This is a genomic window from Desulfovibrionales bacterium (assembly GCA_028715605.1).
Classification (GTDB): Bacteria; Desulfobacterota; QYQD01; order QYQD01; family QYQD01; genus QYQD01.
On the sequence record JAQURM010000001.1, the window covers coordinates 1 to 20,231 of the forward strand.

Annotated in this window: 17 protein-coding genes; 11 read left to right on the forward strand and 6 right to left on the reverse strand. The window is 50.5% G+C overall.

The genetic code is table 11. From position 1 onward, the window contains the following. The 11 genes from nrdD to PHT49_00055 form a co-directional block, all read left to right on the forward strand. Positions 1-1,445: anaerobic ribonucleoside-triphosphate reductase (gene nrdD, locus PHT49_00005; protein MDD5450275.1), on the forward strand; the 1,445-nt coding region annotated here is incomplete at its 5' end. A 55-nt stretch (positions 1,446-1,500) separates the two neighbouring features. Beyond that, positions 1,501-1,779 carry a hypothetical protein gene (locus PHT49_00010; GenBank protein ID MDD5450276.1) on the forward strand — a complete coding sequence of 93 codons (279 nt, stop codon included), beginning with the start codon at positions 1,501-1,503 and terminating at the stop codon, positions 1,777-1,779. Further along, positions 1,754-2,506, forward strand: a complete 753-nt coding sequence (locus tag PHT49_00015; GenBank protein ID MDD5450277.1) for an anaerobic ribonucleoside-triphosphate reductase activating protein — start codon at positions 1,754-1,756, stop codon at positions 2,504-2,506. The genes PHT49_00010 and PHT49_00015 overlap by 26 nt, the downstream gene beginning before the upstream one ends. Positions 2,507-3,698: 1,192 nt before the next feature. Then, the gene (locus PHT49_00020) at positions 3,699-4,925 is read left to right on the forward strand and encodes an FIST N-terminal domain-containing protein (GenBank protein MDD5450278.1); all 1,227 of its coding nucleotides are present in this window, start codon (positions 3,699-3,701) and stop codon (positions 4,923-4,925) included. Between the two features lie 4 nt (positions 4,926-4,929). Next, on the forward strand, positions 4,930-6,258 hold the full coding sequence (locus PHT49_00025) for a response regulator (GenBank protein ID MDD5450279.1): 1,329 nt from the start codon (positions 4,930-4,932) through the stop codon (positions 6,256-6,258). A 30-nt stretch (positions 6,259-6,288) separates the two neighbouring features. Next, the gene (locus PHT49_00030; GenBank protein MDD5450280.1) at positions 6,289-6,807 is read left to right on the forward strand and encodes a type 1 glutamine amidotransferase; all 519 of its coding nucleotides are present in this window, start codon (positions 6,289-6,291) and stop codon (positions 6,805-6,807) included. 403 nt (positions 6,808-7,210) lie between these two features. Continuing rightward, positions 7,211-9,232 carry a PAS domain S-box protein gene (locus tag PHT49_00035; protein MDD5450281.1) on the forward strand — a complete coding sequence of 674 codons (2,022 nt, stop codon included), beginning with the start codon at positions 7,211-7,213 and terminating at the stop codon, positions 9,230-9,232. Positions 9,233-9,361: 129 nt separating this feature from the next. Then, positions 9,362-9,937, forward strand: coding sequence for an NUDIX domain-containing protein (locus tag PHT49_00040; GenBank protein ID MDD5450282.1), 576 nt, complete (start codon positions 9,362-9,364; stop codon positions 9,935-9,937). A 78-nt stretch (positions 9,938-10,015) separates the two neighbouring features. Continuing rightward, positions 10,016-10,219 (forward strand): hypothetical protein, encoded by a 204-nt coding sequence (locus PHT49_00045; protein ID MDD5450283.1) that lies wholly within the window; start codon positions 10,016-10,018, stop codon positions 10,217-10,219. A gap of 38 nt (positions 10,220-10,257) precedes the next feature. Next, entirely contained in the window at positions 10,258-12,312 is a 2,055-nt protein-coding gene (gene fusA / locus PHT49_00050; protein ID MDD5450284.1) for an elongation factor G, read from the forward strand. 106 nt (positions 12,313-12,418) lie between these two features. Beyond that, a complete protein-coding gene (locus PHT49_00055) occupies positions 12,419-13,555 on the forward strand; it encodes an ATP-binding protein (GenBank protein ID MDD5450285.1) in 1,137 nt (378 codons plus the stop codon). Positions 13,556-13,735: 180 nt separating this feature from the next. On the opposite strand, the gene PHT49_00060 is transcribed toward PHT49_00055, so the two are convergent. The 6 genes from PHT49_00060 to PHT49_00085 all read right to left on the reverse strand — a co-directional run bounded on the left by PHT49_00060 (position 13,736) and on the right by PHT49_00085 (position 20,196). Further along, positions 13,736-14,494 (reverse strand): hypothetical protein, encoded by a 759-nt coding sequence (locus PHT49_00060; GenBank protein MDD5450286.1) that lies wholly within the window; start codon positions 14,492-14,494, stop codon positions 13,736-13,738. Positions 14,495-14,836: 342 nt separating this feature from the next. Continuing rightward, entirely contained in the window at positions 14,837-16,240 is a 1,404-nt protein-coding gene (locus PHT49_00065) for a M48 family metalloprotease (GenBank protein ID MDD5450287.1), read from the reverse strand. Between the two features lie 143 nt (positions 16,241-16,383). Then, entirely contained in the window at positions 16,384-17,928 is a 1,545-nt protein-coding gene (gene gpmI, locus PHT49_00070) for a 2,3-bisphosphoglycerate-independent phosphoglycerate mutase (GenBank protein MDD5450288.1), read from the reverse strand. Beyond that, entirely contained in the window at positions 17,925-18,305 is a 381-nt protein-coding gene (rsfS, locus tag PHT49_00075) for a ribosome silencing factor (protein ID MDD5450289.1), read from the reverse strand. The genes gpmI and rsfS overlap by 4 nt, the downstream gene beginning before the upstream one ends. After that, positions 18,295-18,939: a nicotinate-nucleotide adenylyltransferase gene (gene nadD, locus PHT49_00080; GenBank protein MDD5450290.1), complete on the reverse strand. Its 645-nt coding sequence runs from the start codon at positions 18,937-18,939 to the stop codon at positions 18,295-18,297. The genes rsfS and nadD overlap by 11 nt, the downstream gene beginning before the upstream one ends. Beyond that, the gene (locus tag PHT49_00085; GenBank protein MDD5450291.1) at positions 18,940-20,196 is read right to left on the reverse strand and encodes a glutamate-5-semialdehyde dehydrogenase; all 1,257 of its coding nucleotides are present in this window, start codon (positions 20,194-20,196) and stop codon (positions 18,940-18,942) included. Positions 20,197-20,231 lie beyond the last annotated feature (35 nt).

The following is a 20,231-nucleotide window of genomic DNA, read 5'->3' on the forward strand; positions in this document are numbered from 1 at the left end:
GCCACTTTGCCGGGGCTATAGGCTGGGATGCGGTTAACCTCTTCTTCGCTCCCTACCTGGTGGGCATGAGTGATAGAGAAGTCAAACAGATAGCCCAGATGCTGGTCTTTGAGTTTTCTCAGCAGGCCGTCGCCCGCGGAGGTCAGGCTATATTCTCGGACATCAACCTCTACTGGGAAGTCCCCAAGCACTTTGCGGACGTACCGGCCATCGGTCCAGAGGGGAAATATACCGGCAAGACCTATGGAGAATACGAACAAGAGGCCCAGCGTTTTGTCTGGACGATATTTGACGTCTATAAAGAAGGTGATGGGGCCGGACGTCCGTTCTTCTTCCCCAAACCCCTGGTACATATTACAGAGAAATTTTTCCAGACACCGGGACACATGGAGTTTCTGCATCATATCTGTGATGTGGCCTCAAGTATGGGAAATACGTATTTCGTCTTCGATCGAGGCGATACGGCCAAAATATCCGAGTGTTGCCGCCTCAGCTTCAAACTGGAGGCCACGGACCTTGAGGATGCCCGTGAGCCTTGGCGCATGCGTTATTGCGCCCTGCAAAATGTTACCATTAACCTGCCGCGTATTGCCTACGAGGCGAACGGTGATGATACTAAATTTTTCACGCTTCTGAACGAAAGGATGAAGCTCGCAGTAAATGCCCATCGCCAGAAAAAGGGTTTTATCGAAAAGCTCCTCTCATACGGGGAAAACGGTCCCCTGGCCCTTTTGATGATGGATCAGGACGGGTCCCCCTACCTCCGTCTGCAGCGGGCCACCTATCTTCTGGGCATGGTAGGACTCAATGAGATGATCCAGTATCATACGGGCGACGAGCTCCATCAGTCACCCGCAGCCATGAAGTTCGGCCTTAAAATCATCGCCCACATGAAGCTCCTGGCAGACAAGTTATCAAAGCAGCATAATATGCGGTTCGTTCTGGAGCAGACGCCGGCCGAGAGTACCTCTTACCGCTTTGCCAAACTGGATCAGCGTTATTATCCTTCGGCTGCACAGAAGGTAATCAAGGGAACCCTTGCCTATGGTGAGATTTATTATACCAACTCCACCCTGTTCAATGTCTCCCATCCTATGAATCCTATAGAACGCGTCCGGGCAGAGGGACTTTTCCATCCGCTCATCGAGGCCGGGTCGCTTACCCATATCTGGTTGGGCGAATCCCATCCTGATCCCAAGGCCCTAGCCGATTTTGTCATAAAAGTCTTCCGCTGGACACAGAATGATCAGATCACGTTTTCTCCTGAGTTTACTTCCTGCCGTGACTGCGGGAAGACCAGCCGGGGCCTCAAGGAAGCGTGTCCTTACTGTCAGTCGAAAAATGTGGATGGCATTACGCGCATCACCGGTTATTTCACCAAGGTATCCAGTTGGAATAAGGGCAAGCTGGGAGAACTTAAAGACCGTTACCGGAGTACGATGTAGGACAATTAATAATTTGAGATTTCAAATTTGAGATTTATTTAGGGAGGTATTCAGTATGACTCTCTTCACCAAGTCGGACTGTACCCGCTGTATGGAATTAAAAAATCAGTTTGACATGAGGGCCATGGGCATTAAGGTCGAGAAATTAGACTCTGATAATGCCGAGGCCTTGTCGCACCTGGCCTGGCACGGGCTGGTAGAGGCCGCCCGGAAGCATCTGCCGATACTTGTCCTCGATGATTGTTCTTCGCTGACCGACTATAACGAGATCCGCAATCACCTTACTCAGGAGGCCCAGAAAACCGGAATTGCCTGCGTCAACCTGTTCGTATAAGATCAAGGGGTTTATTGAGACCTCGTTTATCGATTGGCCGGGCCGGCTGACCGCCGTCCTGTTTCTACCGGGCTGTAATTTCAGGTGTCCTTATTGCCATAATGCCGACCTGGCCCTGGGCGGTCGAGGGCTTCCCACCTGGCCCATATCATCCATATTGGAGCGTCTCAAGCAGCTTCGGGGCTGGGTGGATGGCGTTTGTATAACTGGAGGGGAGCCTACCCTTCATTCCTGCCTTCCGGAGATCTTTGCCCTTCTTAAAAATCAGGGCCTTAAAACCAAGCTCGATACCAATGGCTCAAACCCTGAGATGCTGGAAGGGCTTATTGACGGAGGCCTGGTGGACTATGTGGCCATGGATGTCAAGGCCCCCCTCAACAGATTTGCCTATGCGCAGTGTACCGGTGTCTTACCCCCACTGGATAATATCCGGGAAAGCATCCATATCCTGATGAAAAAAGATATTCACCATCAGTTCCGTACGACCATTTTACCAAGACTGCACTCCATAGAAGATGTCCTGAGTTTAGCCTGTCAACTGCGCGGAGCTATGGATTACAAGCTTCAGAATTTCAATCCGGGAAATACCCTTGATCCTGCCTTTGAAAAAGAACCCCCTTATGACCATACGATCTTCCGCGAATTACAGCGAAGGTCTCAAGATATAATATCCCTCTCCGGCTTGTCACTGGCAGGCCGTGGCTTGGAGGCCAGCCTTCAGGCGTAGCGGAGGTCTTTGCATAATATCCACGCTGTCATTGCGCGAGGCAATCTCGTCCTCAGATTACTTCGTTCGCAATGACAATTTGGGAAAGGGTAACGCTTAAGCCCTAAATTTAGAAGCCCGGGGCCGTCGGCCCCATAACACCAACAAAAACAAGGAGGAAAAGGCATGGCTACTAAGACAACGACCAAAAAGACAACGACCAAAGCCAAAAGCACGACCAAAGCCAAAACCGCTGCTAAGCCCAAAGCCAAGAAGAAGTAATGCCAACCCCCGGAATCCCCCCTCCCTCGCCCGCCTCTGGCGGGACGAGGACGGAGGGGGGAGGGCCGGGGTAGGGGTGTACGCGCACTTAACGCCCCGCCGCCAAACCACAGCCTGCCCGCCAGGCCACGGCCCGCCGCAGGCAAAGTCAGCGTTTTTGTATATGCCTCAGACGAAGGGCCTGGACGGCTGTAGGCAGGGAAGGAGGATTCGAAGGGAAAACTTCAGGAGAAAATCTAAACAAGATTGGAAACGGGTAAATTATAACCCATTTAACGCAGTTAACTGTTTAATATGGAAACGGCTCCGGGCTTGATTAAATAATAAAACAGGATTCAGCGATCTGTAATCCGCACGGCAAAAGGTTTGTAGGATACAGTCAACATCCTGTATTTATTAGATTTAGTACTTAGATGCCATAAGATAATACCGCAATTAGGTAATAGGGAATGTCCGTGAACTAACTGAAATATTGACATTCTTTTGTTTTGTTACTGAATAGTGACCATGCTATGTAAAAGCATGTCAGGAGAATGGGAATTTTTGCTGTATCCTTACGTCACCGATAGAATGGTACATAGCGCCATTAGCGTATTAGGGTAACTTGTTAAAAATATCACTTTTCAACGGAATGCCTCGTTAAAACAATAAATTCCCCCTCCCCTTCATACCCCCCCGCCAGTGGAAGGGAGTTTCCGGATGGGGACTAACTGGTAACTATGTCTATGCCTACTTTTTGCGATGCCTTTTTCATTGACATATAAACGTCCTTATCCCTATACTCTCCAGCCAAAACCGAATCCTGTCACTTTAATATACAAATGAACTACACTGCACGCAGCAAGCTGCGAGGGATTATCCGGTTAAACTATACCTCAAAACAGGTTTGCCAGTAAAAACAAGCCCTTGTGCTTGTTCTGAGGGGAGCAAAATGAAGGTTGGTGTGGGATACTGCAACGAAGAAGACGCCAGTTTGTCGGGTAGGACAGTAGCGGAAAATGCAATAAAAAATGGCGACATCCATAGACCTGAGTTTGTGTTTGCCTTTTGCCATGGACAGCTTAATCATGATGAATTTTTTAGAGGGCTACAATCCGTTGTGGGGGATAAGGTCCCAATAATCGGCGGTTCGGCTATTGGTATAATCACTAATGATTGTCTGTCGTACGAGGGTTGTCCTGCAGGTGCTGCGGTATTCCAGTCAGAAACACTCCAATACAGGGTTGCTGCAGTAGGTGATCTTGATAAGGATGAAAGACTGGCCGGAATAAAATTAGGAAAAGAATTATCCGGCGAACCAGAAGGCAAGCTTTTATTTGTCTTATATGATTCGATAAAAATTCCTGCAACAGATGAGGCCCCGCCGCTTCTAAACGCCTCATCGCCCTTAATTGAAGGAATAGAACAAGGCCTCCCGTCAAGTGTGCCTATTCTAGGTGCTGGTGTGGTAGGAGATTATGCCCTTAGTAGTCCTACAAGACAGTTTTGCGGGAGTTATGTCGGTAAACAACATGTTGCAGGGATTATGCTAACCGGAGATTTCAAGCCCTATTTTCGAATTATGCATGGTTGTACCCCATTGGATGGCGTCTATCATCGAATTACAAAAATAGAAGGTCCGGTCATTTACGAAATTGACGGCAAGCCCATTGTGGAGATGATTGATGAGTTATATGGTAATCAGGATTGGCGACGTCAGCACCCTGTCAATCTTTTAACAATAGGTGTAAACCATGGAAGAAGGTTCGAGGAGCCTAAAGAAGGTAACTATGTCAATAGGCTGATTACCGGCGCTTTGCCGAATGGAGAAGGTATTGGTATTTTTGAACCAGACCTTGAACCGGGTACAGAGATACAATTTATGTTAAGAGATACGGCAAAGATGATAGAATCCGCAAAGAGAAATTCCGCAGAATTAATGGAGCAAATAAAAGCAGGTGGGAGAGAGTCTCTTTTTGGAATGTATATTGATTGTGCAGGACGGACAGCCACTTATTCAAATACCACAACCGAGGAAGCCTCAGTAGTCCAGGAAGTGTTTAACCAATATAATACTCCGTTATTAGGTTTTTATTCTGGAGTTGAAGTTGCCCCCCTCCTTCAAAAAAGCAGGGGACTAGATTGGACGGGGGTCTTGATTGTCTTAGCTAAGGAATGAGAATATGGCGGAAGAATATAAAACCCCGGAAGAAAGATGCGCTGAACTGGAAAGGCTGTTAGAGGAAGCAAGAGAAGAGGCCAGGTATTATCATAAGATCGCAGAGGACACGGGAAGGCGGCGTTTAAGGGAAATAGATCAGTTATCAAGACTCATCACCGAGCGCAAGCGGGTAGAGGAAGAAAAGAAGAGGCTTGAAGCTCAATTTCATCGCGCCCAGAAAATGGAGGCCATCGGTACTCTGGCTGCAGGTATTGCCCATGACTTTAATAATCTGCTTATGGGTGTCCAGGGTAATGTCTCATTGATGCTTTTGGACATCGATTCCTCACGCCCGCATTATAAAAAACTGCAAGACATCCAAAGACAAGTTCAAGGCGGGGCTAAGCTGACCGGGCAGCTTCTTGGATACGCCAGGAAGGGAAGATATGAGGTCAAGCCCATTGACTTAAACAGGTTAGTAAATGAGGTCTCCGAAACTTTTGGCAGAACCAGAAAGGAGATTAATATTCATTGCGAACTTGCGGAAGACCTTCTGGCCATAGAGGCAGATCAGGGGCAAATAGAGCAGGTACTATTAAATCTATTTGTGAATGCCGCGGATGCCATGCCCGGAGGTGGGGATCTTATTTTAAAAACTAGAAATACAACCTACGAGGAGATGAGAGGTAACCCATACGATCTAAAACCAGGCCATTATGTCCTGTTAACGGTTACCGACACAGGCATAGGGATGGACAAAAAGACCATGGAGCGCATTTTTGATCCCTTTTTTACGAGCAAGGAGTTAGGCCGGGGCACAGGTCTCGGATTGGCGTCTGTTTACGGCATCATAAAGGGCCATGACGGCTATATTGGCGTCGATTCCAATAAGGGGTACGGGACTACCTTCAGTATTTATATGTCTGCATCAGAAAAAGCGGTCCAGGAATCTGTCAAAACTACCGAGGATTTCGTTAAGAGAACTGGAACCATCCTCGTGGTAGACGATGAAGAGGTAATCCGAAAGATAGGCCAGGCTATGCTGCGGGCGACGGGCTACCGGGCACTCACAGCCAGAGACGGAATAGAGGCTGTCGAAGTTTATAAAAACCACCGGGATGACATAGACCTGGTCCTTTTAGACATGGTTATGCCCAACATGGGTGGCGGGAAAGCTTATGACACCCTTAAAGAAATTAATCCCGATATAAAGGTACTCCTTTCAAGTGGATACAGTATTGAGGGCCAGGCGACCGAGATATTGAATCGGGGTTGTAACGGCTTTATTCAGAAGCCGTTCACTATAAAGCAGTTGTCTAAAAAAATAGGAGAGATTCTGGGGAATGGATAGATTTGACTATATGAACATACGGAGGAACAGATGGAACTAAAAGGAAAGAAGGTCATCATCCTCGTGGAGGAGATGTTCAACGATCAGGAGTTCTGGTATCCCTATTACCGGCTTAAGGAGGCTGGAGTTGAAGTGGTGGTAGTTGGATCCGGCAGCGCCAAAGAATACACCGGAAAATCAGGAACGCAGACCAGGGTAGATGCTGATGCGGACAAGATTTCATCTTCAGAATTTGACGGCATCCTCATCCCCGGCGGATACGCGCCGGATCATATGCGCCGTTATCCAGCCATGGTCAGGTTGGTGAAGGACGTCTATAAAGCAGGAAACGTTGTAGCAGCCATCTGCCATGCCGGCTGGATGCTCGCTTCCGCTGGCATACTTAAGGGCCGCACTGTGACCTCATTTTTTGCCATTAAGGACGATCTCATTCATGCCGGCGCCAACTGGGTAGATCAAGAGGTAGTTGTGGATGGAAAACTGATCACCAGCCGGAAGCCGGACGATCTCCCGGCCTTTATGAAGGCCATTCTCCATGCCTTAACGTAGGTCGGTCTTTGCGGCCCATAGCCATGGCAACATTTCGCTCCGTCACCACAGGAAGGGCGACCAAACATCCCTGCCTTACTCTTTTAGGAATTTAAGCAACCAGCCTTCTTAATTTCTATCGGGCAAAATAATTAGTGCTCATCCGGAAACTACCGTTTCCGTCTTCATGCGATCAGCGATTAGCTGTCAGCGAAAACCTAAGACAAACGACATATTAAGCTGAACGCTGATAGCTCCATCCGGAATTTTTAGGCTTCCGGATGGAAACTAATTACCCAGGCAGAACTTCTTTAGCATATTTAACATATTGCCGATAGTACAATATGATGAGAACACTACTCTTAATCGAACCCGCCTAGGGATAAGGGGACTGAGATTGCGGTCTAATCCGGCTGGTAATGAAATGAAAGCTGAAGATAAGGCAAAAGAACGGCTGATAGATGAGTTGTTGGAATTGCGCCGGCAAATCGCTCGACTGGAGGCAGCACAGACCGGGCACAAGGAGACGGAAGAGGCGCTGCGGAAAAGCGAGGAGAGATATCGGCGCATCACCAGGGCAGTAACGGATTACATCTTCACAGTCCGTATCGAGGATGGGCGCCCGGTAGAGACCATTCATAGTCCTGCCTCTGTCGCTGTGACCGGCTATACCCCTGAGGAGTATGCTTCCAACCCCTACTTATGGTTTCGCATGGTACATGAAGAAGATCGCTCCGCCGTTCAGGATCAGGCCACACAAGTCCTTTTAGGGCAAGATACTCAGCCCATTGAGCACCGCATCTGGCGAAAGGATGGCATCCTCCGTTGGGTAAAAAACACGCTCGTTCCCCATTACGACGCACAGGGCAGGCTCTTATCCTACGATGGCCTGGTCAGCGATATCACCGAGCGTAAGCAGGCCGAGGAAGCTCTCCGCAAATCAGAAGCGCTCTTGCGTAATACCTTTGAGGCCATCCCCGACCTCCTGACCGTTCATGACAGAGATCTCCGCATTGTCTTAAGTAATTGGCATGGGCATGAATTCGTGCCCATGGAACAGCGCGATAAACGGCCGCATTGCTACCGGGCTTACGTGCACCGCGACACCCCCTGCGAGCCTTGCCACGCACTCGAAGTGTTTAAAACCGGCAAACCCAAGACGGTAGAATTCTTTAACCCGGAACCCGGGGTTGGATTTCTGGAAATCAACGTTTATCCTGTATTTGATGACCGTGGGAATGTCGTTATGGTAACAGAGTATGTCCGCAATATCACTGAGCACAAGCGGGCGGAGGAGGAAAAGAAGAAACTGGAAGCCCAGCTCCAGCGTGCCCAAAAGATGGAGGCCATCGGCACCCTGGCCGGAGGAATCGCCCATGATTTTAACAACCTGCTCATGAGCATCCAGGGCAATGTTTCTTTGATGCTTTTAGATATGGATCCCGAGCAGCCCCATTATGAAAGGCTGAAAAGGACTGAAGAGCAGGTGCAAAGTGGGGCGAGGCTGGCCAAACAGCTTCTCGGCTACGCCAGAAAGGGACGATATGAAGTCAGGCCAACCAGTTTAAACCAACTGATAGAAGAGACTGCGGAGACCTTTGCTATGACAAGAAAGGGAATCACTGTTTATAAAGAGCTTGCCGAGGGCTTATTTGATATAGAGATAGACCAGGGACAAATAGAGCAGGTCCTGTTGAATCTGTTTATCAATGCTGCTGATGCCATGCCTAAAGGTGGAAAGCTTATGTTAAGAACCAGAAATACGACCCACGAGGGTATAAAGAACATGGTATATGATGCCCGGCCAGGGAATTATGTCCTGTTAACAGTGACTGATACCGGCACGGGCATGGACAAAGAGACACAGGCACGCATCTTTGAGCCATTCTTTACCACCAAGGAGATGGGCCGGGGCACTGGTCTTGGCCTGGCCTCAGTCTATGGTATCATAAAAGCCCATGCAGGATATATCAACGTTGAGTCTGAAAAGGGGCATGGAACTATTTTCAGTATTTATCTGCCTGCATCAGAAAAAAAGGCCCAGAGGACGGTAAAAACGGTCGAACAATGCGTCAAAGGAACCGGAACCATCCTTATGGTGGACGATGAAGACGCGCTCCGGGAAGTAGGCCAGGAATTGTTAACGGCCATGGGCTATAGGGTACTGGTAGCCAGGGATGGAAAAGAGGCTGTCGAGGTGTATAGAAAAAATTGGCATAACATAGATCTGGTTCTTTTAGACATGATTATGCCCAACATGGGTGGTGGTGAGGCCTATGACTGCATGCAGGAGATCAATCCGGATATAAAAGTCTTGCTTTCCAGTGGTTATAGTGTTGCTGGCGAAGCCGGTGAGATATTAAAACGAGGATGCCACGGTTTTATTCAAAAGCCCTTCAAGGCCTCGGAACTCTCCAGAAAAATAGAGGAAATCCTCCAGATGTAGTTGACGTATCCGTTCACCGTCCATAAATAAACATTGACAGTCGGCTGCTGATTTATGTTATAAACTGGGCAATCACCATTTCGTCGGGTAACTTATCATCTATAAACAAAAGATCGAGGAAGGCTCCTTATGGGCGCGGAAGAACTCTTAGAGATAGTCGACAGACATGGCAATACCATAGACATTGCCCCCCGCTCTGTAATTCACGGGAATCCCTCATTGATACACAAGGTAGTCCACGTGCTGGTCTTTAACGAACGCGGCGAACTCCTCCTGCAAAAACGCTCCGCCAATAAAGACGTGGCCCCCGGGAAATGGGATACCTCCGTCGGCGGCCACGTAGCGCCGGCCGAGAGTTTGCTCGTAGCGGCCCGGCGGGAGATGCAGGAAGAAATCGGTATTATTACCGATAAAATAAGCCCCCTTTATTCCTACGTCCTTTCAAATTCCTATGAGACAGAGTTGGTCTATTCCTATGTGTGTATCCATAATGGGCCGTTTTCGTTTGACAGGGAAGAGATAGACGAAATCCGGTTCTGGGATATCCCGGAGATAAAAAAGGTAATCGGACAAAAAATCCTGAGTGATAACTTCGAGTTCGAAATAAACAGATGCCTTTCATTTTACCCTCATATTTCCTCTACTCCGGCTGGCGGGCCGATGCCGGACATCTTCAGGGGCACGCCTTTCCCGCAATCCAGATAGAAGACTGATCAGCTGTCAGCGCTCAGCTTTCAGATTTGAGCCTTCAGCCCCGAGCTTTGATGCCTCCCGATTTCTGCCATGAAAGACATAAAATTTAAAATCAGCAGGTTATGGAGTATTACTGATCACCAGCAAGATATTAGATGCAAGGCGCCGAGGAGCGACGACGGAGGCGTATGGAGCAATACGCCGCAAGGAGGAGCGATCGAAGGCAACGCCGCAGATGATGTCTTGATGGTGGATCAGGGCCCCGTGCTTGACAACGAATGGATAATAACATAGAATCAGCAGCTAAAAGTCTTTAAAAGAGGTTATTTCAGGTGGCCGGCGAGGGGAGGCTCAAAAAAATACGCAATATCGGCATCATTGCCCATATTGATGCCGGCAAGACAACGGTTACCGAGCGCATCCTCTTTTACACGGGCCGCATCCATAAGATGGGCGAGGTACATAATGGTCAGGCCGTGATGGACTGGATGCCCGAAGAACAAGAACGGGGTATCACCATCACCTCGGCCGTGACTACCTGTCATTGGCTGGGGCACGAGATACATATTATCGACACACCCGGACATGTCGATTTCACTATCGAGGTAGAACGTTCCTTGCGCGTATTGGACGGGGCCATCGGTGTTTTTTGTGCCGTCAGCGGCGTCGAGCCCCAGTCTGAGACGGTATGGCATCAGGCAGATAAATATAAAGTCCCCAAGATTGCCTTCATCAATAAGATGGACCGCATTGGCGCTAATTTCTCCGGCGCCGTGGAGATGATGCGGGAGCGGCTGGGAGTGAGGCCCGCATTACTCCAGTTACCGATAGGAGCGGAAGACAGTTTTCGCGGGATAATAGATATTATCGACCAAAAATCCCTCTACTGGGATGAGGGCACACAAGGCGCCGTCATCCGCCATGAAGAAATCCCCCCTGATTATCGGGAAGAGGCATTAAAGCAGCGCAACCAGCTCTTAGAAACCTTGTCCGAAATAGACGACGTCATCCTGGAAAAGTACCTGGATGATTCGGAAATAACCAGAGATGATATCCTTCGCGCGGTGCGTCAGGGGACCGTCTCCCTCAAAATCGTGCCCGTTTTGTGCGGCTCTGCCCTGAGAAATAAAGGGATACAATCTCTGCTGGATGCCATCGTGCAGTTTCTCCCCAGTCCTCTGGACATAAAGGCCATCACCGGGGTTAATCCGAAAACCGGTGAGACAGAGGAGCGACCCGGCCGCGACGACGCCCTCCTGGCGGCGCTGGCCTTCAAAATTATGATGGAGCAGGGACGAAAAAGGACCTACGTGCGCGTCTATTCCGGTGTGTTACGCGAAGGCGCCGAGGTTTATAATGCTACCAAGCAGATAAAACAAAGGGTAGCCCGCATACTGAACATCCATGCCAATAAGACAGAACGCCTGGATGAGGCGCGGGCGGGTAGTATTGTCGGAGTTATGGGCCTTAAGGATGCCTCTACAGGCGATACCTTATGCGATCCGGATCATCCCATTCTCCTCGAAAACATAGATACCTATGAGCCGGTCATATCTGTGGCCGTGGAGCCCAGAACGAGAGTCGATCAAGAAAAGGTGTCGGAGGCCTTGAATAAATTGGCGGATGAAGACCCCACATTTCGGGTGCGGGTTGACGATGACACCGGCCAGACCATTATAGCGGGCATGGGAGAGCTGCACTTAGAGGTATTGGTACACCGCATCCTGCGGGAATTTGGTGTGCCGGTAAACGTGGGCAAACCCCAGGTAGTCTATCGGGAGACCATCGAACATGAAGCCACGGCAACGGAGAAGTTTGACCGGGAGATAGGCGGAAGCCGCCAGACAGCAGACATAACCATAAAAGTCTCGCCGCGTCCCCGCGGCGCCGGCAACATCGTAGAAAATGGGCTTCCTGCGGATAAGATACCGCCGCAATTTGTACCGGCCATTGTGTCCAGTTTGAATGAATCCCTGGAAGGCGGCGTTATACAGGGTTATCCTCTATTGGATGTCGGTGTGATCTTACTTGATGCCTCTTATATCGAAAACAGTTCCACCGAACTGGCCTACCGGGCCGCGGCCTCCGTCGCCCTAAAAAGGGCTTGTAGCGCTGCCTCGCCGGTCCTGCTGGAGCCAATCATGCGGGTGGAGGTAACCACCCCGGAAGAGTTTATGGGAGAAGTCATCGGCGACCTGAATTCGCGCGGCGGCAAAATAGAGGCCATCACGCCCAAGGGGCGGGTACAGGTGATAAAGGTGGTTGTGCCCCTTTCCAGCATGTTCGGGTACTCGACGGCCTTACGCTCCGTTACGCAGGGACGGGCTACATTTAGCATGCACTTCTCCCGTTATGACCGGGTGGGTAAGGAGAAAAGGACGCCCTGATACCGTCTATTGCCCGGTGGAAAACGCCTCCGGTGATATTTGTCCCTTGCTTTAAAGCCTGCATTATGGTAGTTTCATAATGACATTACCATAAAGGGTCTGCCGAATGTCAAATCCGTTTTGTCTATACACTCTTCTGCCCGACGCCCCTTTTTGCAACAGAGAGCGGGAGATCAAAGACCTCTCGTCTTTTGCTGGGTCTGGAACTAATGTTGTTCTCTATTCTCCTCGCCGTTATGGAAAGACCTCTTTGGTGAAAAAAATACAATACAAATTAAAAAGGCAAGGCGCCATTACGGTGTTTGCGGATTTTTTTGGAGTTACTTCAATTGATGATATCGCCGCTCGCCTGGCCAAGGCAACCTTTTCCGTAACTCACAAAAACCGCTCCCTTTGGAAAACGGCGCTGCAAACCATAAAGTCATTTCGTCCCGTGCTCAAGCCTGATCCGCAAAGCGGCGTATCTCTTAGTGTGGAGCCGGCATCCGCCGGCACGCGGGGGATAGAACTCCTCAGCGAAACCATGGAATCGTTGGGGCAGTTTATTGAGGCCGGTGGTAAGCTGGTTCATATCGCTCTTGACGAGTTTCAGGAAATTGTCGAGCTGAAAGAGGCTTTGCAGATAGAAGCGACCATGCGAACCCATATTCAGCATCACAAGGGTTCCTATTTCTTCATCGGAAGCCGGCGCCGCGTTCTACTCGGGATATTCAACGAACGGCAGCGTCCTTTTTTCCAAAGCGCAATCAATTACGAACTGGAGCTTCTTCCCGTCGATGAGCTTACTTCCTTTGTAAAGGAGCAGTTTGAATCCGGCGGTCTGAAAAAATGTACGGCTGAAACAGCGCGCAAAATTGCCGTAAGCGTTTCCTGCCACCCCTATTATGTGCAAAAGCTTGGCCATTTTATTTTTGAACTATCGGGGGAAACAGTAACCGCAGACGACATTACAGCGGCGATGGCCAGAGTCCTTCTATCAGAAAAGCCGGTTTTCGAGGCCATACTCCAGGGTCTGTCCCTGCAACAAAAACTCGTTTTACGTACAATTGCTGTAGAACCCACCGCCACACCGCTGGCGCATGCCTATATTGCGAGGCATCGATTGGGATCGACCGGAGGGGTGCAACACTCGCTAAGGCAGCTAACGTTATTGGACGTAATCGAAAAAGAAAAGGAATGGCGGGTTGTAGATCCGGTTTTTGCCATGTTTCTAAAGATGCAGGGTGAGGATTATTTGCAGTAGTTTAGCCCCTTGGGAAGACCTGTGTTCCTGTATTAATGAAACAAAACGCAGTATTTTGTTTCACGTGGGCAGGAGAAAGGCAGGAAATTACCCTTCAATTATCCTCTTGGAAAGCCTAAAATGAAACACTTTTAAAAATCTGTTTCACGATGACAAACATGGCTCCAAAGAGAGTCAGCTTTAACTGCTTGCGAGATCGCCTTCTGCTGAACACAACAACTCATAAACTACAGAAGCTCCTGTGACGTTGGGATGGCGGGTGTAACCACGGATCATCCGGTTCTGGATGAAGTCCATGAGCGTCAGATTCTTCTCGATATGTATCTGCGTTAAAAACTCGATAGCTTCAGGCCGTTTTGCGTTTATATCTTTCCTGAGGGCCATAATCTTGGTCCTATCCCGGACGAACAGGTTAATCATGTCCTCTACTTGCTGGTGCCAAAGGAGGATTCCCCTGGTATCTTTCAGCATCAACTCCATAACCCCGGCAGTAGTTGACCGGCCCGAGTGAAAGCCGCCGATTATTTCTTCCGGCTTATGGGGATAAAGGTCCAAATAAAAGAGCGTCTCCTTAAAACTCCGGGGATAGTACTTTTCGATATAACGCGCAAAGGCGTTTCTTTCCCGAGTCCACTCAGCCACGAAGGATGGGTTTATTAGGGTCCCGTATATGAGTTTTATCTCGCTGGTTCTTTCCGTGTAAATGCAGTAACCATAAAATTCATTTCTTATAGCCCAGTCCAAGGCTTTTTCAGAGAAAAACCGCCGGAGCCAGGGCCTGCTGTTTGCGGGAAATATCTCCTCTTTAATAAAGCTCAAGGTCTGCCTGGAGATCGGGTGCTTTCCTTCATGTATATCCCCTGTAACGTCGTCGAAGTTCAAAATAGAGGCAAGGCCGCCACCTACGACAGTCCTCAAAAAATCCCTTCTGTCCAGCATCACAAAACCCTCCCTGGATATTTTGTCGGCGGTACTCACTATAACACAGGACATAGGACAGATAGCGTCCGAGGAGGAAATTGATTTAAGAAGGATGGGTTAAGATTAAGACGCTGAGTGGATCGACCCCTTTATCTTGGTAGCAAAATCCGGAAGGTCCCAGAGGGGCCCTTGTTCTTGGGTTGACCTGATACCTGAAGGATGAAGAAATGTTTTTCAGCTGGAGGTGAAGCAAGAAATTCGAGATACTGCGAGATATTACAAGTAAGCGCAGGACCTTTTTTGTGGGGTTTCGGTAGAGACGTTTGGAGCACTGTATGCCGGGAAAAATCCTGGCTTTAGTTATTGAGGCACGTCCTTCATGTCCTCCAGGATTCCCTGGATCTCTTTTCTATTTCCTGGAGATAGGGTCTTGTCCTGCAGGGCCTGTTTCAGGTGGGTTACGGCGCTCTGGTGTTCGCCTGTCAATTTGTAGTACATCCCCAGATTATACTGGGCCGGGCCGTTTTCCTTTCGCCCTCCATAGATGAGGCCGAGATGATAATAAGACTCCGCATAATCCGGGAAGTCCTGCACGATCCTTTCCAGGCTGCGCACGGCCTCTTCGACCTGCCCCAGCTCTTTATATGTCCTGGCCAGATATAGCCGGAATCGGGCCCTGGCCGGATCATCTTCCACGGATTGTTTAAGGAGGACCAGAGCCTCCGATAGCCTGCCCTCAGCAAAGGCGTTGATGCCTCTTTCGCCTTGCAGGACAGATCCGGAGACTCCCAGAGAAGCGGCCCGGTCGAGGTAGCTGTTGGCCTGTCCGTATTGCTTTTCAGCCTGGTAAGTAAGGGCTATGCCGTAGTAGCAATAGGAATCTTCAGGACTTTTCTTGAGTTCAGCCTCCCATTTTTCCCGAAGCCGGGCCGGGCTTTGCATAGCCAGGGAGAGGTACACCTGACAGCGGCGGAGTTCTGCCGTATCTCCTTTTACCACAGGAGTCGGTCGGGTCAAAATAAGGTCTTCCAGATAACCGATGCGTTCTTCCAGGGCCGGATGGGTGGTCATGTAAGATGGAATGGTGGGGGAACCCAGAAAGCGATAACGCCGGATCTTTTTAAAGGTGCTTATCATACCCCGCACGTCGTAACCCGCACTCTGAACCCACTTGAAGCCCATGCGGTCTGCCTCTTCCTCATCTTCGCGGCTGTATTTCAGGGAAAGGGCGCTAGTCGCAGCCAATGCACCGCTGGCCACGGCCTCGGCCCCCTTGCCGCCGCCCCCTAAAAAGACTCCAGCCAGGACTCCGACCATGGTGATAAGGCTTAATTTCTGCGTGCGCTCTATCCGGCGGGCGATGTGCCGGGCTACTACGTGGGCGACTTCATGGGCCAGGATACCGGCCAACTCACTCTCGTTATCCATGGCCTCCAGCATACCGCTGTGGACAAAGACCAGGCCCGAAGGCGCGGCAAAGGCATTTAAGGCCTCATCGCGGATGACATAAAACTTATAATCAAAGAACTGCGGCCCGGCCTGCGCCAATATCTTTCGTCCCACTCTTTCTACGTAAGATACCACGTCCGGGTCGGAGATTAACGGCAGCTGCGCTTCTACCATCAGCAGAAATTTTTTCCCCAAGGCCCTCTCTTCGTCAGGAGAGAAGCCGGCTGCATTAAAAACCCCGGCGTTGGCTGCGGCCGGCCACATAAGCGATTCCAAGATCAATACTACGACTGTGAGTATGGTAATAATGCGCAAGATATGGACCTGCTCCCGGGCGATTTTTTTGACAGGTGCTTCGTCTTGGGGGCTACGGGGCTGACAGGCGAGACGCCTGTCCTACTTATCACTCACCACTAAATTCTGACTTCTGTCTCCTGTATCCTGTCTTCCCACTCCTGTCATTCGACGAACAATGGCGTCCCGGTCATTTCCTCAGGAACAGGCAGCCCCTGAATGCTGAGAATAGTCGGTGCAATATCGGCCAGGATACCCCGGCGAAGGGGTTGCCCTGTCTTCTGCCCGTCGATAAGTATGAACGGCACCAGATTGGCGGTGTGGGCGGTATGCGGGCTTCCGTCTCCAGGATCGATCATCTCTTCGGCATTGCCATGATCCGCCGTGATAATCACCGCCCCGCCGCTTTCCTCCAAAAATGTGTTGACTACTTTTCCGAGGCAGAGATCAACCGCTTCACAGGCCCGGATGGCGGCCTTCAGTATGCCGGTATGTCCTACCATGTCCGGGTTGGCATAATTGAGTACGATTAAATCGTAGTCTCCGGTCTTGATACGCCTTATGACCTCTTCTGTTACCTGATGAGCGCTCATCTCCGGTTTAAAATCGTATGTAGGCACGTCTTTGGGAGAGGGAACAAGGCACCGGTCTTCGTTCTTAAACGGAGTCTCCTCCCCGCCGTTAAAAAAGTAGGTGACATGGGCATATTTTTCCGTCTCGGCTATGCGAAGCTGTTTAAGGCCATGCCGGCTTATTTCTTCGCCGAGAATGTGGAACAGGTGTTGTGGCGGGAAGGCCACGGGAAGTTGAAAATGGGCGTCATATTCGGTCATGGTCACATAGCCGGCCAGTTTGGGCCTGGCTTGCACATCAAAGGCCGAAAATGCCTTCTGGGTGAAGGCGCGGGTGATTTCCCTGGCCCGGTCGGCCCGGAAGTTGAAAAATATCACCCCGTCTCCCTCGCTGATGCGTGGGAGGGGCTTCCCACCATCGGCTATCACAATAGGACGGATAAACTCATCTGTCTCGCCCCGCTCATACGCCTCCGATACCGCCTGTACGGGATCATGGGCTATGGCGCCTTCGCCCCTGACCAGGGCCCGATAGGCCGTCTCCACCCGCTCCCAGCGATTGTCCCGGTCCATGGCATAGTACCGGCCGCAGATGGTGGCTATCTTACCTACTCCTGTGCGGGAAAGAAAGCCTGTTACCCGGACTATGTAGTCCTTACCGCTCTGGGGCGGGGTATCGCGGCCATCCATGAAGGCATGTAGATAGACGTCCTTCACTCCGTGTCTTTTGGCCATTTCTATCAGGGCAAAAAGATGCGGCAGATCGCTGTGCACACCCCCGTCAGAGACCAGGCCCAACAGATGCAAGGCCCCGGCATTTTTGCCCACTTTATCCATGAGGGTAATAAAAGGCTCAACCTTAAAGAAATCATTGGACGTTATGGCCCGGTTGATGCGTGTCAGATCCTGATAAACGATGCGGCCTGCGCCGATATTCAGGTGTCCTACCTCCGAGTTTCCCATCTGGCCTTCCGGCAATCCCACGGCCTCGCCGGAAGCCTTAAGGAATGTAAGGGGGTGCCTCCTTGACCAGTCATCCATGTTTGGAGTCCTGGCCAGATAGATGGCGTTGCCTTCTGTATGTGGGCTGTAGCCCCACCCGTCCAGAATTATCAGCAAGACCGGCCGCGGCCTCACTTCGCCTCCCCTACTTCTACGATTTTGGCCTCACTCCAGAGGCTTTCCAGGTCATAAAACTCCCTGATGGGTCCATAAAACACATGTATGACCACGTCATTATAGTCCATGAGCACCCACTGGCCCGGCCCCAGGCCTTCAATGCCCTTGGGATAAATCTTCTGAGGACGGAGAGATTCTTCAATGGCCTGCACAATGCCCTGGACATGACGCGTGGAATGGCCGCTGCAGATTATAAAATAATCGGAAAAAGAGGATACGATGCGGACGTCCAGAATCTGTAAATCCTCCGCCTTCTTGTCCAGGGCCGCCCGGGCACAGATCAGGGCCTTTTCTTTTGAGGCCATAGGGAGTTTCTTTTGCTTCTTACTTAGCATAAAGCCTTTCCTGATAAATGTATTTTTCTACTGCCGGGGGCGCCAGGAAACGAATGGAGTGTCCTTCTGCAACTGCCCGGCGGACAGCCGTAGATGAGATGCCAAAGAGTGTTGTTTTCCTATAAAAGACAGAATATTGTCCGGTGAGGAGATATTCTTTCCTGTTATCATCATAAGTATAACCGGGGAAACACTGATCCAGAACCGCTTCTAGTTCTGCCTTGCTGTAACCCGGCCTGTCCACCACTACAAAATTAGCATAGGATGGGAGTTGCCTGTATTCCTTCCACGTGGGCAGTTCAACAAAGGCGTCCAGGCCGATGATAAAGTAAAATCCTGTACCTGGCTCAAATGCGGCATGAAGACGGCGTAAGGTCTCTATCGAATAGGAATGACCCGGTATCTCCTTTTCGATATCCGAGACCACAAAATGGCCAACGCCATCTATGGCCAATTGAACCATCTTGATCCGGTGGGCAAACGAGGTTATCCTCCCGGCGGTCTTATGCGGAGGTGTGGCAGTAGGAAGGAAAAAAACCCTCTCTAAGGCCAGAGATTCATAGACCTCTTCTGCCACCCGCAGGTGGCCATAATGAATGGGGTCAAAGGCCCCTCCGAATATCCCGATCCGCATCTAGGTCCGAACCTGGCCATCTCCAAAGACAATGAATTTTGTGCCGGTCAACTCTTCCAGGCCCATCGGCCCAAAGGCATGCAGTTTAGAGGTGCTGATGCCTATTTCCGCCCCGAGACCCAACTGTCCGCCGTCGTTAAAGCGGGTCGAGGCGTTGACCAGAACTACGGAAGAATCTACATCGTTTAAAAACTTCCTGGCCCGGCCATAGTCCGAGGTTATTATGGCCTCGGTATGATTGGAGCCGTAACAGGCGATGTGCCGTATGGCCTCATCCATGCCCTTTACTACCCGGACGGCCAGTATCAAATCCAGGTACTCGGCCGGCCAATCCTCTTCCGTAGCAGGGACGGCCTGGGGCAATATCTTGCGGGTCTTTGGACAGCCGCGCAGCTCAACCCCGGCCCTGGCAAAGTCCCCGGCCATGGCCGGGAGAAAGTCCCGGGCTATTTTTTCATGGACCAGCATGGTCTCCATGGCGTTACAAACCCCGGGCCTCTGCACCTTGGCATTGTAGCATACTCGTCTGGCTATTTCGATGTCCGCACTCTCATCCACAAATATGTGACAGACGCCCTTGTAGTGTTTAAGCACCGGGATGCGGGAATTTTCAGCCACAAACCGAATAAGACTTTCACCGCCGCGTGGAATTATCAGATCAATATGTTGTTCCAGCAGCAGCATCTCTTTTACGGCTTCCCGGTCGGTGACCGGTATTACCTGAATGGCCTCCCCGGGGACTTTAAAATTCCCCAGCGACTTCTGTAACACCCCGGCCAGGACCAGATTGGAATAAATAGCCTCCGAACCGCCCCGCAGCAGGATGGCATTTCCTGCCTTCAGGCAAAGCGCCGCCGCATCCACAGTAACGTTCGGTCTGGATTCATAGATCATACCGATTACGCCCAGGGGTATGCGCATCCGCCCCACCTGAAGTCCGTTGGGGCGCCTCCACATCCTGAGCACCTCCCCGACCGGGTCCGGCAAGGCGGCCACTTCCGCCAGGCCTTCGGCCATGGCCTTTATGACCTTGTTTGTTAAGGTCAGCCGGTCGATAAAGGCGGCGGAAAGCCCTTTTTTCTTTGCCGCCCGGAAGTCCTTTTCGTTGGCTTTTTGTATCTCTTTGGTTTGTTTTGCTAACTCCTCAGCCATAGAGAGAAGGATATTATTTTTGGTATCTGTGGGCAGCTTGGCCACCACCCGGCCGGCATCTCTGGCCGCCTTGGCCATATCCAGCATCAGTTTTCTGATATCCAAGGTAACCTCTCCTTTCTATAAGCCATGAGCTATAA